Genomic DNA, 13,759 nt, shown 5'->3' on the forward strand with positions numbered 1-13,759 from the left:
AGGAAGCTTGCATGAAGATCTTCGCTACAGGCGATACCCACTGGAATTTTGAGCGGTTTCGCCCGGAATACTTCCCGGAGGGCCAAGAGCTCACCAAGAAAGATGTGGTACTCCAGCTGGGAGACTTCGGCGGCGTGTGGTTCGGGGATAAACGGGATGACGAGGCCCTGGACACCCTGCTGCAAACCGAACTGCCGGAGGCGGAATTGTACCTTGAGATTGGCAGGGCCATCTGTGCTCGCCCGGAGAAGGGCGCGGCGGTAATGGCCGCTGAGTATCTCCAGGCCAACTACCCCGAGTGCGGGGGCTTCTCCCCCAGAAACCTGCGCCGGATGAGGGAGTTCTACCGAGCCTACGCAGATAGCCGGGGACTGCGGGCGCTGGCCCTAAAGCTGGGCTGGACGCAGAATGTGGCCATTCTGGAGGGCTGTGAAGGCAGCCAGGAACGCACATGGTATCTCCGGGCCGCTCTGGAGCACCGCTGGACCAAGTCCGAGCTGCTGGAACAGATCCAGGCTGGGGCATGGCTGCAATCCACACTCGACGAACAGACGGATTCCTGCTATACTGAAGAAAATACAGAGAGTGTGGAGTGTCTGGAGCATGAAGAAAATCCTTTTTGTGTGTCACGGCAATATTTGTCGGAGCCCGATGGCCGAGTATGTCATGAAAGATCTGGTGAAAAAAGCGGGCCTGGAGGCCGAGTTTCAAATCGCCTCGGCGGCTACCAGCCGGGAGGAGATCGGCAACCCGGTCTACCCGCCGGCCCAGCGGAAGCTGGCGGAGCACGGCATATCCTGCGAGGGCCACGCCGCCCGGCAGCTCTGCAACCGCGACTACGAGGAGTACGACCTGCTCATTGGGATGGACAAGGCCAACCTCCACAATATGTTCCGCATCTGCGGCGGCGATTTCAACAACAAGATGCATCTCCTGCTGGAGTACGCCGGCCGACCGGATCAAGAGGTGGCGGACCCCTGGTATACGGGAGACTTTGATTCCACCTGGCAGGATGTGCTGGAGGGGTGTGAGGGACTTTTAGACAATTTAATGTAAAAAGGTTGAACCAAAGTCGATGAACTGATTGTCTGCGAAGCAAAAGTCGGTATCCAATGGAAAATGGAACGGGACAACTATGCCAGCCTGAGATATTGCAAATGTAGAGGGTCATCAAAAAAACTGAACACCGTTATATTGCTGGCATTAAGGTTTCTCCTACGCCAAAACGTTCGTACAGCATAAAAGTATCGTCAATCAAAAGGAAAGGTATGTCCTAATAAAAATATTTAGATTGGAGTTTTTCCTGGAGCCCGCCGGAGTCCATAGATTCCGGCGGGTATTTTTTGCAGTTCCCACACTCTGGGAACTGCTGGAGAGCATACTCATAATGTCCCTGATCACCGGAGTTGAGTCCTGGACTCGGCAATTATGCTTGTACTGGAGAGTGCTGGTTAGCAGTAAGAAGCCATGCATGGCTGGAATGGGAAGACAAAAATTATGCATACTATGGCAGAAAAATAGGGTGACAGGACGAAATATTCCATTGTGGCAGCGCCGGTTCGGTGCTATTTTGATAACAGCACACATAAAACGGGGGTGATACGCAGATGTGGATTTTGGAGGAAGGACAGATTTTGCCCTATCTGCGCAGCCATTACCCTGTGTTTGACCAATCGGGACCGGTTGATATCCAGTGCATAGGCGCACTGGAAGGAGAGGAGAAGCCTCGGGAACCGGATGAAGGCGGGCTGATCAACTATATATTTCGGGTTTCCAACGGGAAGCAGTCTGTCATCGTGAAGCAGGGGCGTTCCGCCAGCCGGAAGAACGACAAAATAGTTCTGCCCATATGGCGGAATCGTCAGGAATATGAGACGCTCCGGCTTCGCCATGCCATTGTACCCCAGTACACGCCGGAGACCTATTATGTGGACTGGGAGAACGCAATTTTTCTGATGGAGGATGTGTCTGATCTCGCTCAGGTTCGGAAGCTGCTCTGCTCGGGAGTCATGCTACCCAGACTGGCGGAGCAGGTGGGGGAATTTGTTGCGGCGAGCACCTTTTACTGCTCGGAGTTTTATCTGGAAGCAGACCTGTTTCGAAGACTTTCTGCACGCTTCCGCAACAGCGATATGCGGTCCATCATGGAAGACTGGGTGTTCCTGCGGGATGCACCCTACCTCACCCATAATGGAAACCCGGTGCTCAAACAGCTTATTGACCGGGATGAGAGCATCAGGGTTTGCTGCTACGAGCTGCGCCACAAATTTATGACCCGGGGAGAGGCTCTGATACATGGGGATCTGCATACGTCCAACGTGTTTGCAGACGAGGAGCGGCTCAAGGTTATTGACATGGAGTATACCTTTGCCGGACCGCTCTGCTATGATATCGGATACTTTGCGGCCAGCCTGCTGACCCAGTACTGCACAGCGTGTTTCCGGCCGTTCCCATCGGAAGGGGCGCGCCGTACCTTTCTCTCCTATCTCCTCTCCAGCCTGCTGGAGCTCTACTACTCCTTTGTGGAGCACTTTACGGAGTTTTGGAGAGAGGATGCAAAGCCGATTTATCAGAGATCGGGCGGGTTTTGTGAGCACCTAGCCCGTGGGTTTCTGCCGGATGTGCTTGGGTTTGCGGCGGTGCCCTGTTTCCCCCAGATTACAACATCTCTGCCCCCGGAGTTCGCTCAGTTGGACGGGAAGGCCAGAGGACAGGCGCATGAGCTCTGCCTGGTGCTCAGCCGGTACCTTCTGCTTGAGCGGGAGCGGTGGGATACGATGGAGGATGCGGTTCAGGCCATCGGAGCGGTTACGCAAATTTACCTGGATTGCCTGGAATAAACGCAGCAAATTAAGACACATGGCGGGCTTGCCATGTGTTTTTTTCTCAAAAAAGTAATTATTTGGATAAAGTGGTGTTGCTCAAATGGACTTTTTTGTTATAATAGAGAAAAAACATGGCTGGTGCGCAAGTGGGTACCCACTTGCGCTACCGGATATCTGGTAGAGTAAAACCCTTTGTCTGCGCCGGGAGATGGGGCGGAACGGAAAATTGAGAAGGAGGATAGAGGGGCATGGAGGACGCAAGAAAATTGTCCGATTTTATTGATCTGGACCTGCTGCAGAACATCCAGGATAATTGCTCAAAAGCGATGGGCCTTGCATTTATCACGGTGGATTACAAAGGCATACCCATTACCAAATACAGCGGCTTCACATCTCACTGCATGCTGGGGAGACAGGCAAAGGGATTTGCAGAGATGTGTGAGCAATGCGACGCGCACGGCGGACTTCACGCCGCGATCACCGGACAGCCGTACATTTACCGCTGCCACGCCGATCTGGTGGATTTCGCGGTTCCTCTCATTGTCAATGGAAGCTATATGGGAGCGGTGCTGGGCGGGCAGGTGCGGCTACAGGAGGAGAGCGAGCGGGAGCTGGAGCACATCCTCCCACAGCGTCCCAATTGGAAACGGGATAAGGAATGGGAGGAGGCTTACCAGAAGCTGGAGGTCGTCACCTATGAAAAAGTGGAGGCATCTGTAAAGCTGCTGCGCGACATCATCGTGACATTTGTGGAAAGGCGGACTGGAAAGGGGGCGGATGGAGTCCTGAGAGAGAAGGAAAAGCAGCTCTCGGAGGAGCGGGCGGCCCGTCTGGACCTGGAAAAGCAGGTACAGAAGCAGGAGAGCAATACGGCCCGCCGCAGGACAGAGCTCCACTACTTCTTTTTTGTCATGAACATTATCTCAAAGTTAGCCTATGAGGAGAAGGCGGCCAAAACAGAGGCGGTTTCATACGATTTTGCAGACATGATGCGTTATGCAGCGGGGGCAGAGCAAAAAATTTCCACCTTGGGGGAAGAACTGAACTATATCGGGGCGCTTCTTCGGATACGGAAGGCTTGGGTTCGGGACAAGTTAGCCTATACTATTTCTGTCCCGGAGCAGTATCATCAGGTATCCTGTCCCTTTATGGTATTGCAGCCCATTGTGGAGTGCGCTCTGGAGGGGGCCGAAACGGAGGCTGCGGAGCCCAGAAAGCTGGATTTCTATGCGGAGGAGGAGAACGGCAGGCTGCTGTTTCAGATTCTCAGCAATGACACCAGCCGCTCGGTGGAGGAGCTGACGGAGGAGTTATCCGGGGCGGCGGAAGAGGGATACTTTCATACAGGCGGTGTGGACCGCCTGTTGAAGCAGACGCTGGGAGGGGGATACCGCCTGATGGTCAACCGGCGGAGAGACGGGCGGGCCGGTGCAGCGGTCAGCTTTTACCTGCCGCTGGAGCGGAACGGATAGCCGGCTCAAGAGTGCTGTAAACGGGAAGGAGCTGCCGCATGAAGCAGATTCTGGTTTTGATTGAAAACGAGTTGGAGCAGAGCATTACAGGGGATATTCTGCGCTCCGGGCTGGGGGCTGAGGCGGAAATCACCCTCACAGCCGGGGCGGAGCAGGCCATCCAGCAGCTTCAGAGCGGAGCGGTGGATCTCTTCATTGCGGATGTTGAACGGTTTGACGTGGCCCACTGCAATATGGTCACCACGGCGCGAAAGACGGCCCCGGACACTCCGATCCTGGTTACATCGGTGGGGACGCAGGAGGAAATCGCAGGGTATGTCTGGCGCCTCGGCGTCCGGGACTATCTGCTCAAGCCGTACCGGCCCACGTGGTTGTTGGCCGCGGTGCGCGCCTTGGTGCGTAAGGAGCGCAGCGGCGGATGCGCCGCCGACCAGCAGGAGATTTACCTGAGGCGCCTGACGGAGCACCTGCAGAGATTCCAGTATAAAAAGTGCACCGATGCCGCAAGAGAATACCTTGATTTGCTCTATCAAAGTACTGATAATAAGGGTGTTATCCGCACGAGTGCAGTCCGCTTTGCGGAGGGAGTGGCGAAAGCCGGAATCCCGTTCAGCAGGACCACCCAGTGGAAGCTGTCGGGAAGCCTGGAGCACTTTCGGGTCCGCTTTGACCAGCAGGAGCGGAAATATGCAACCTATGAGTTTATTGTTCGGATGCTGGACACGATCTTTGACGCCATAGAGAAGAGCGGGCTGTACGAGGTAGACAGCGAGCAGAAGATTCTGAATTACATTGACCGGAATATCCGGCGGGGGGTCAGCCTGGATGAGGCGGCGGAGTACGCGAATATGAGCTCGTGCTATTTCAGCAAGCTCTTTAAGCGGATGACCGGGAAAAACTATATTACTTATGTGACGGACAGCCGAATTGAAATGGCGAAGCGCATGCTGGTGGACACGGAAATGCCGGTCATCAATATCGCCTATGAGCTGTCCTATAACGAGACAAATTATTTCAGCAAGGCGTTCAAGAAAAAGGTGGGAGTGACACCCAGCGAATACCGGACAGCCCATTCCGAGCTGTTCAGGGAGCAGGGGGCGGGCTGATACCGGCCGCGCAGACGCCTTGCAGCGCCGGAAAGGGTGGAGAAACATGGAGGAATTCAGCTTCAGCACCAGAATCTTTTTTGGTGAGGGCGCGCTGGAACGCCTGCGCCGGGTGCAGGACAAAAAAGTTATGATTGTGACCGACCGTTTTATGGCGGGTATCGGTGTGCCGGATAAGGTGGCGGGGCACCTGACCCGGTGCCAGGTATCTGTATTTGACGGCGTGGTGCCGGATCCCCCCATCGAGGTGGTGGCGGCCGGCGTCCAGGCCCTTCAGGACTGCGGTGCGGAGGTCATGATCGCCGTGGGAGGCGGCTCCACCATTGACGCGGCCAAGGCCATCCGGGCGGTGGCGAAGGAGACTCTGCACATCGACACAGACCGGTGGGAGTGCTTTGCCGTGCCCACCACCAGCGGCACCGGCTCGGAGGTCACGGACTACGCCGTGATCACCGACCGGGCAAAGGGGATCAAGTATCCGCTGGACAGCCAGGCGTTGCGTCCGCCGGTCGCCATTCTGGACCCGGAGCTTACAGTTTCCGCCCCGGCCTCGGTAACGGCCGACGCAGGTATGGATGTGTTGACCCACGCGCTGGAGGCATACGTCTCCAAGGGAGCCAACGATTTCTCCGACGCGCTGTGTGAGAAAGCGGTTTCTCTGGTGTTTCGCTTCCTGCCGCTGGCCTTTCAGGACGGCACAAACCTGCTGGCCCGGGAAAAGATGCACAACGCCTCCTGTATGGCGGGCCTGGCGTTCAACTCGGCGGGGCTGGGGCTGAACCACGGCATGGCCCACGCCATCGGCGCCAAGCTCCACATCGCCCATGGCCGTATCAATGCCATGCTGCTGCCGCATATCATTACGTTCAACGCCGACTTGGGACGGATTCGGAACGGCGAGTACGCCCTCGCAGCAAAAAAGTATCAGCGCATGGCAAAGGTTTTGGACCTGCCGGCCCCCAGTGTGCGGCTGGGCGTGACCAACCTTCTGCGGGAGGTGGAGCGCCTGAACCGCACCCTGAAGATCCCGGCCTCCCTGAAGGAGTGGGGAGCGGAGCCCTCCAAGGTGAAGGAGCTGCGCGGGGAGATTGTTTCCGCTGCCCTGGCGGATGCCACCACCGCCACCAATCCCAGACCGGCTGCGGCGGAGCATGTGGAGGCTCTTTTGAATAAGGTTATGGGGGGATAATCCCGGAGCGAGAAGCGGCACCACTCTATTTACAAAAAAGCACCCGAAGGGGTGCTTTTTTGCGTTGTTTATAGGAAATGCAAACAAACAGGCTTTGAACAGGTGGAGGACTTCCGACAAAAAAGTATATATGGCAGCCAAGAAAACAGGGGAGGGTTTCCGGTATAATTTCGCCAGAAAGCGTGCGAATGCTGTTTCAGGCGCGCCGCGGACCACAATAAGGAGGTAGTAATATGCAACAGGAAGCCCTCGGAATGGTAGAGACGAAGGGCCTGGTTGGCGCCATTGAGGCCGCCGATGCCATGGTCAAGTCCGCCAATGTCAGTCTGGTTGGCTACGAGAAGATCGGTTCCGGCTTGGTTACCGTGATGGTGCGCGGCGACGTGGGCGCCGTCAAGGCGGCCGTGGACGCCGGGGCCTGCTCCGCCGAGAAGGTGGGCGAGGTCGTGGCCCAGCACGTCATCCCCAGACCCCACACCGACGTTGAGAAGATCCTTCCCAATATGGCGTAACCGACATAACGGAAACTTAAATTAGAGTTCGGAGGGAACATAGATGAAAGACGAACTGATCAGCAAGGTCATGGACGAGGTCATGAAGAAGATGGGCGCGTCCGACGCGACTTCCGCCCCCGCCGCCGCATGCTGCAACAATGGCAGCGCGAACTGCAACCTGACGGAGTTTGTGGGCACCGCCATCGGCCACACCATCGGCCTGGTGATCGCCAACGTGGACCATCAGATCCACGAGAAGATGGACATCGACCCCAAGTACCGCTCCATCGGCATCATCGGTGACCGTACCGGCGCCGGTCCCCAGATTTTTGCCGCTGACGAGGCGGTGAAGGCCACCAACTGCGAGATCGTGAAGATCGAGCTGCCCCGTGATACCGAGGGCGGCGCCGGCCACGGCTCCCTGATCATCTTCGGCGCCGAGGACGTGTCCGATGCCCGCCGCGCCGTTGAGGTCTGCCTGCGGGAGGTGGAGCGCACCATGGGCGACGTATACGGCAGCCCCGCCGGCCACCTGGAGTTCCAGTACACCGCCCGCGCCAGCCACGCCCTGAACAAGGCCTTCGGCGCTCCCATCGGCAAGGCATTCGGCATCACAGTCGGCGCTCCCGCCGCCATCGGCGTGCTGCTGGCCGATACCGCCGTGAAGGCCGCCACCGTGGACGTGGTGGGCTATAGCTCCCCTGCCAACGGCGGCACCAGCTTCTCCAACGAGGTCATCCTGACCTTCACCGGCGACTCCGGCGCCGTCAAGCAGGCCATCATCGCCGCCCGCGATGTGGGCATGCAGGTGCTGAAGACCCTGGAGCCCAGCGTGGAGCTCAAGTCCACCACCACCCCCTATATTCTGTAATTGCCGGGAAGGAGTCAGACAGCTATGAAGTCAAAACGTTTTGAAGTTCTGGCCGCCCGTCCGGTCAATCAGGACGGCTACGTACAGGAGTGGCCTGAGGTGGGCCTGATCGCCATGAACAGCCCCTTCGACCCCAAGCCCAGCATCAAGATTGAGAACGGCGTCATCACCGAGATGGACGGCAAGTGCCGCGCCGATTTCGATATGCTCGATACCTTCATCGCCGACCACGCCATCCGCCTGGGCAACGCGGAGAAGGCCATGGCCATGGATTCCCTGGAGATCGCCCGCAAGATCGTGGACATCAACGTCTCCCGTGAGGAGATCCTGGACATCACCCTGTCCCTGACCCCCGCCAAGCTGACCGAGGTCGTAGGCAAGCTGAACATCGTGGAGATCATGATGGGCATGACCAAGATGCGCGCCCGCATGATGCCCGCCAACCAGTGCCACGTCACCAACGTGCGCGACAACCCGGTTCAGATCGCGGCGGATGCCGCCGAGGCCGGCGTCCGCGGCTTCGCCGAGATGGAGACCACCGTGGCCGTCGCCCGTTACGCCCCCTTCAACGCCATGGCCCTGTTCGTGGGCGCCCAGGTGGGCCGCCCCGGTGTCATGACCCAGTGCGCCCTGGAGGAGGCCACCGAGCTGCAGCTCGGCATGCGCGGCTTCACCACCTACGCGGAGACCATCTCCGTCTACGGCACCGAGCCCGTCTTCATGGACGGCGACGACACCCCCTACTCCAAGGCGTTCCTGGCCAGCTGCTACGCCAGCCGCGGCCTGAAGATGCGCTTTACCTCCGGCACCGGCTCCGAGGTCCAGATGGGCTATGCCGAGGGCAAGAGCATGCTGTACCTGGAGGCCCGCTGCCTGGCTGTCACCAAGGGCGCCGGCGTGCAGGGTACGCAGAACGGCTCCGTGTCCTGCATCGGCGTGCCCGCCGGCGTACCCGGCGGCATCCGCGCCGTGGCCGCTGAGAACCTGATCGCCATGCTGCTGGATCTGGAGTCCACCACCTCCAACGACCAGACCTTTACCCACTCCGACCTGCGCCGCGTGGCCCGTACCGTGCCTCAGCTCTTCTCCGGCACCGACTACATCTGCTCCGGCTACTCCGCCACCCCCAACTACGACAACATGTTCGCCGGTTCCAACTGGGACGCCGAGGACTACGACGACTGGACCATCATCCAGCGCGACATGAAGATCGACGGCGGCCTGCAGCCCGTCCGCGAGGAGGACGTGCTCAAGGCCCGCAACAAGGCCGCCCGCGCCCTGCAGGGCATGTTCCGCGAGCTGGGCCTGCCCGAGATCACCGACGCCGAGGTGGAGGCCGCTACCTATGCCAACGGCTCCAACGACATGCCCGAGCGCAACGTCAACGAGGATCTGAAGGCCATCGAGGACATGATGGCCCGCAAGGTGACCGGCGTTGACTTCGTGAAGGCGCTGGACCGCGCCGGCTTCCCCGATGTGGCTCACAACATCTACAACATGCTTCGCCAGAAGGTGGCCGGCGACTACCTGCACACCGCCTCCATCTTCGACGAGCAGTTCCACGTGCTCTCCGCCGTCAATGTGCCCAACGAGTATCACGGGCCCATGACCGGCTACCAGATCAGCGAGGAGCGCTGGAACCAGCTGAAGAACATTCCCAACGCCATCCGTCCGGAAGATATCTAAGAGGGGTGAAGCAGTCATGACGTTTGATGAAAACACGCTGCGCAGTGTAATTGAAGAGGTCCTGAAGGAGATGGGCGAGGTGAGCGGCACCGCCGCCGCCCCCGCTGCGGCGCCTGTCGCCGCGGCCGCGGGCAAGCTGACCATCACCGAGAATGGCGAGGCCCGGAAGGGCACCGCCGCCGACGAGGTGGTCATCGGCCTGGCGCCCGCCTTCGGCACCAAGCAGGTTAAGACCATTATCGACCTGCCCCATGACAAGGTGCTCCGCGAGATCATCGCCGGCATCGAGGAGGAGGGCCTGAAGTGGCGCATCATCAAGGTGTACCACACCTCCGATGTTTCCTTCATCGCCCATGTGGCCGCCGAGTACTCCGGCTCCGGCATCGGTATCGGCATCCAGTCCAAGGGCACCACAGTTATCCACCAGAAGGACCTGCCCAACCTGTCCAATCTGGAGCTGTTCTCCCAGGCGCCTCTGATCGACCTGGACACCTACCGCAAGATCGGCAAGAACGCCGCCAAGTACGCCAAGGGCGAGTCCCCCACGCCGGTTCCCACCAGGAACGACCAGATGGCCCGCCCCACCTATCAGGCGCTGTCCGCCCTGCTCCACATCAAGGAGACTGAGCTGGTGGACAACAACAAGAAGCCGCAGGCCGTTACGGTCTCGTTCCAGTAAAGGAGGCAGCACGTTTTATGGATCAGGAACTTTTGATGAAGCAGATCGTGGAGCAGGTTATGGCCGCCATGAAGAACGGCACGCCCGCTTCCGCGCCCGCCGCCGCTTCCAGCTGCGGCTCCAAGGTCACCGCGGCCAACTATCCTCTGGCCGAGAGCATGGCCGACCAGATCAAGACCCCCACCGGCAAGGACTTCACCTCTCTGAGCTATGAGAAGGTCATCAACGGCGAGCTCTCCGCCGACGACATGCGCATCGCGCCCGAAACCCTGGAGATGCAGGCCCAGGTGGCCGAGTCCGTCCACCGCGAGGCCTTTGCCGGCAACCTGCGCCGCGCAGCCGAGCTCATCGCCGTGCCCGACGACCGCCTGCTGGAGATCTACAATGCCCTGCGTCCCTACCGCTCCACCAAGCAGGAGCTGCTGGACATCGCCGGCGAGCTGGACGGCAAGTACGGCGCCAAGACCGCCGCTTCCCTGGTGCGGGAGGCTGCCGAGGTTTATGAGAAGCGCGGCCGCCTGAAGAAGTTCTAATCATACTCCAGAGTCAGGAGGCCCCAGAATGAAACTGGTCGCAGGCATTGACATCGGAAACGCGACAACAGAGACAGCATTGGCCCGCATCGAGGACGGTCACGCGGTCTTCCTGGCCAGCGGAACCGTCCCCACCACGGGCATCAAGGGGACCCGCCAGAACATCAACGGCATCTTTCACTCCCTGACCAACGCTTTGGAGAAGGCCGGGCTGGAGCTCAAGGAGCTGTCGGAGGTGCGCCTGAATGAAGCCGCCCCCGTCATCGGCGATGTGGCCATGGAGACCATTACCGAGACCATCATCACCGAGTCCACCATGATCGGCCACAACCCCGCCACACCCGGCGGAATGGGCGTGGGCGTGGGAGAGACGGTTCTCATCACGGAGCTGGAACAGGCTCCGGTCGGGCGGGACTATATTGCAGTGGTGCCCGGGACGGTGGACTTTGAGGTGGCGGCCCGGCTGATCAACCGGGCCACCGCCGGGGACCGCAAGGTCACCGCAGCCATTGTCCAGCGGGATGACGGCGTGCTGATTCACAACCGCCTGACCTGCAAGATCCCGATCGTGGACGAGGTGGCGCTGATTGACAAGGTGCCTATCGGCATGCGCTCCGCCGTGGAGGTGGCCGCCGTGGGCGGCGTGGTGGAGGTGCTCTCCAACCCCTACGGCATCGCCACTCTGTTTGGCCTGTCCTCTGACGAGACCCGGCAGGTGGTGCCCATCGCCCGGGCCCTGATTGGAAACCGCTCGGCGGTGGTGATCAAGACCCCGGCCGGAGACGTGAAGGAGCGAAAAATTCCGGCCGGCACGATTGAGCTGCTGGGGGAAAACCGCAGCGTCAAAGTGGATGTGGACGACGGGGCCGACAAGATCATGAAGGCCGTGGAGTCCATTCCCAGCCTGGAGGATGTGCGGGGAGAGCCGGGAACCAACGCCGGCGGCATGCTGGAGAAGGTGCGCCAGGTCATGGCGAATCTGACTAGCCAGCACCCCAGGGACATCAAGATTCAGGATCTGCTGGCGGTCGACACATTCACACCCCAGAAGGTTCAGGGCGGCCTGGCCAACGAGTTTTCCCAGGAGAACGCCGTGGGCATCGCCGCCATGGTCAAGGCGGACCGCCTCCAGATGGAGGCCATCGCCCGGGAATTTGCCCAGCAGATCGGCGTCCCGGTCGAGGTGGGCGGCGTGGAGGCCGACATGGCCATCCGCGGCGCCCTCACCACCCCGGGCACCAACAAGCCCCTGGCCATTCTGGACATGGGCGCCGGTTCGACGGACGCCTCCATCATCAACGCCGAGGGACAGATCCACTCCATCCACCTGGCCGGAGCGGGCAACATGGTCACACTCCTGATCCAGTCGGAGATGGGACTGCCCGACTTTGACACGGCGGAGGATGTGAAAAAGTACCCCTTGGCCAAGGTGGAGAGCTTGTTCCACATCCGCCATGAAAACGGCACCGTGGAGTTCTTCCAGCAGCCGCTGGATCCCAACCTGTTTGCCAAGGTGGTCATTCTCAAGGAGGGCAAGCTGCTCCCCCTGGAGGGTGACTGGAGCATGGAGAAGATCCGGCTCATCCGGCAGCAGGCCAAGCAGAAGGTGTTCGTCACCAACGCGATCCGGGCCCTGACCCGGGTCAGCCCCACCGGCAATGTCCGGGATATTCAGTTCGTGGTGCTGGTGGGCGGCTCCGCGCTGGACTTCGAGGTTCCGCAGATGGTGACCGATGCACTTTCCCAGTACAAGGTTGTCGCGGGCCGCGGAAATATCCGCGGCACCGAAGGCCCCCGCAACGCGGTGGCCACCGGGCTGGTGCTCTCCCTGACGGAAGGGAGGGGCTGATATGCCCGTAATCCAAGAAAGGATCAAGCCCACCGTCCATGTCCGCTGTGCAGAGGACACCCCGCAGGAGGTACTGCGGCAGCTCCAGTACGGCATGGAGGAGGAGGGCATTCCCTGGGAGGCCGCAGCCGGGACGGGCGACGCCCTGTCCCTGGCCTGGGAGGCCGCCCGGAGCTCCCGGCTGGAGGTGGGAATCGGCCTGGACCGACAGGCGCTGGTTCTCCACTACTCCAAGCTGGAGCGCGAGCAGCCCCTGTTCCGTATTCCCGCCAATTCCGGTATGGAGACGGTGCGGGCGCTGGGGGCCAATGCGGCGCGGCTAGTGAAAAAGCTGCCGCTGAAGGCCCTGGACAGGAGGTGAGAGCATGCAGCAAAAAAGCCTGGGACTCATAGAGACCCAAGGCCTGGCGGCCGGCATCGAGGCCGCCGATGCGGCGGTGAAGTCGGCCAATGTGGAGCTGGTGGGCTATGAGCTGACCAAAGGCGGAGGCTGGACTACCATCAAGATCCTGGGCGATGTGGGCGCGGTGAAGGCGGCGGTAGACGCCGCGCGGATTGCCGCCGGCAAGGTGAGCCGGGTGGTAAGCACCCGGGTAATCGCGCGGCCGTCCATGGGGCTGACCGGCCTGATCCACAACACCGACACGGTGGGAGATCAGCCGCCGGAGCCGCCTGCGCCGCCCGCTCCAACGGATCCGCCGGAGCCGCCGAAGTCTCCGGCAGACGTGCAGCCCGCAGAGGAGGGTGCTTCGGGGACGACGGAGTCTCCGGAGGAGGTACAGCCCGTTGAAGTGGAGCCTTCGGGGACGACGGAGTCTCTGGAGGAGGTACAGCCCGTTGAGGTGGAGCCTTCGGGGACGACGGAGTCTCCGGAGGAGGCGCAGCCCGCAGAGGAGGGCGCTTCGGAGGCGATGGAGTCTCCGAAGGAAGCCCCCTCTGAAAAGGCGAAGGAGACGCCCTCCAAACGGCGGGGGAAGAAGTCCGCAAAACGCTGAACCGCGCAGAAAAGCGGGACGGCAGCACTGATTTTTCTGATATTTTCTAGGAGGTTATCA

Annotated in this window: 14 protein-coding genes and 1 pseudogene; 14 read left to right on the forward strand and 1 reads right to left on the reverse strand. The window is 60.2% G+C overall.

The genetic code is table 11. The annotated features are described in order from the left end of the window. Nucleotides 1-185 (reverse strand): hypothetical protein (locus HMPREF0372_RS20380; RefSeq protein ID WP_039997763.1); only part of this gene is annotated, 185 nt, incomplete at its 3' end. Between HMPREF0372_RS20380 and HMPREF0372_RS21375 the strand changes: the two are divergent. The 14 genes and pseudogenes from HMPREF0372_RS21375 to HMPREF0372_RS21215 form a co-directional block, all read left to right on the forward strand. Continuing rightward, nucleotides 135-509: pseudogene (locus tag HMPREF0372_RS21375) on the forward strand (DUF1016 N-terminal domain-containing protein); the annotation flags it as partial. The gene HMPREF0372_RS20380 and the pseudogene HMPREF0372_RS21375 overlap by 51 nt on opposite strands. A 94-nt stretch (nt 510-603) precedes the next feature. Then, nucleotides 604-1,056 (forward strand): low molecular weight protein-tyrosine-phosphatase, encoded by a 453-nt coding sequence (locus HMPREF0372_RS15310; RefSeq protein WP_007494437.1) that lies wholly within the window; start codon nt 604-606, stop codon nt 1,054-1,056. A 740-nt stretch (nt 1,057-1,796) separates the two neighbouring features. Further along, nucleotides 1,797-2,840 (forward strand): phosphotransferase, encoded by a 1,044-nt coding sequence (locus tag HMPREF0372_RS15315; protein WP_230979315.1) that lies wholly within the window; start codon nt 1,797-1,799, stop codon nt 2,838-2,840. A 233-nt stretch (nt 2,841-3,073) separates the two neighbouring features. Then, on the forward strand, nt 3,074-4,297 hold the full coding sequence (locus HMPREF0372_RS15320; protein WP_007494450.1) for a PocR ligand-binding domain-containing protein: 1,224 nt from the start codon (nt 3,074-3,076) through the stop codon (nt 4,295-4,297). A 38-nt stretch (nt 4,298-4,335) separates the two neighbouring features. Next, on the forward strand, nt 4,336-5,403 hold the full coding sequence (locus HMPREF0372_RS15325; protein WP_007494453.1) for a helix-turn-helix domain-containing protein: 1,068 nt from the start codon (nt 4,336-4,338) through the stop codon (nt 5,401-5,403). Nucleotides 5,404-5,449: 46 nt separating this feature from the next. After that, the gene (locus HMPREF0372_RS15330) at nt 5,450-6,592 is read left to right on the forward strand and encodes a 1-propanol dehydrogenase PduQ (RefSeq protein ID WP_007494455.1); all 1,143 of its coding nucleotides are present in this window, start codon (nt 5,450-5,452) and stop codon (nt 6,590-6,592) included. A gap of 233 nt (nt 6,593-6,825) precedes the next feature. After that, on the forward strand, nt 6,826-7,104 hold the full coding sequence (pduA, locus tag HMPREF0372_RS15335; protein WP_007494457.1) for a propanediol utilization microcompartment protein PduA: 279 nt from the start codon (nt 6,826-6,828) through the stop codon (nt 7,102-7,104). 43 nt (nt 7,105-7,147) lie between these two features. Next, nucleotides 7,148-7,957: a propanediol utilization microcompartment protein PduB gene (pduB, locus tag HMPREF0372_RS15340; RefSeq protein WP_007494459.1), complete on the forward strand. Its 810-nt coding sequence runs from the start codon at nt 7,148-7,150 to the stop codon at nt 7,955-7,957. 24 nt (nt 7,958-7,981) lie between these two features. Beyond that, nucleotides 7,982-9,643, forward strand: coding sequence for a propanediol/glycerol family dehydratase large subunit (locus HMPREF0372_RS15345; protein ID WP_007494461.1), 1,662 nt, complete (start codon nt 7,982-7,984; stop codon nt 9,641-9,643). Nucleotides 9,644-9,659: 16 nt separating this feature from the next. Next, nucleotides 9,660-10,322, forward strand: a complete 663-nt coding sequence (locus tag HMPREF0372_RS15350) for a propanediol/glycerol family dehydratase medium subunit (protein WP_007494463.1) — start codon at nt 9,660-9,662, stop codon at nt 10,320-10,322. A gap of 17 nt (nt 10,323-10,339) precedes the next feature. After that, entirely contained in the window at nt 10,340-10,855 is a 516-nt protein-coding gene (locus HMPREF0372_RS15355) for a diol dehydratase small subunit (RefSeq protein ID WP_007494465.1), read from the forward strand. Between the two features lie 28 nt (nt 10,856-10,883). After that, complete coding sequence (locus tag HMPREF0372_RS15360; RefSeq protein WP_007494467.1) at nt 10,884-12,704, forward strand: diol dehydratase reactivase subunit alpha; 1,821 nt, start codon at nt 10,884-10,886, stop codon at nt 12,702-12,704. Nucleotide 12,705: 1 nt separating this feature from the next. Next, nucleotides 12,706-13,065 carry a glycerol dehydratase reactivase beta/small subunit family protein gene (locus HMPREF0372_RS15365; RefSeq protein ID WP_007494469.1) on the forward strand — a complete coding sequence of 120 codons (360 nt, stop codon included), beginning with the start codon at nt 12,706-12,708 and terminating at the stop codon, nt 13,063-13,065. Nucleotides 13,066-13,069: 4 nt separating this feature from the next. Then, nucleotides 13,070-13,699 carry a BMC domain-containing protein gene (locus HMPREF0372_RS21215; protein ID WP_007494471.1) on the forward strand — a complete coding sequence of 210 codons (630 nt, stop codon included), beginning with the start codon at nt 13,070-13,072 and terminating at the stop codon, nt 13,697-13,699. Nucleotides 13,700-13,759: the final 60 nt, after the last annotated feature.

It is taken from the genome of Flavonifractor plautii ATCC 29863 (assembly GCF_000239295.1).
GTDB lineage: Bacteria > Bacillota > Clostridia > Oscillospirales > Oscillospiraceae > Flavonifractor > Flavonifractor plautii.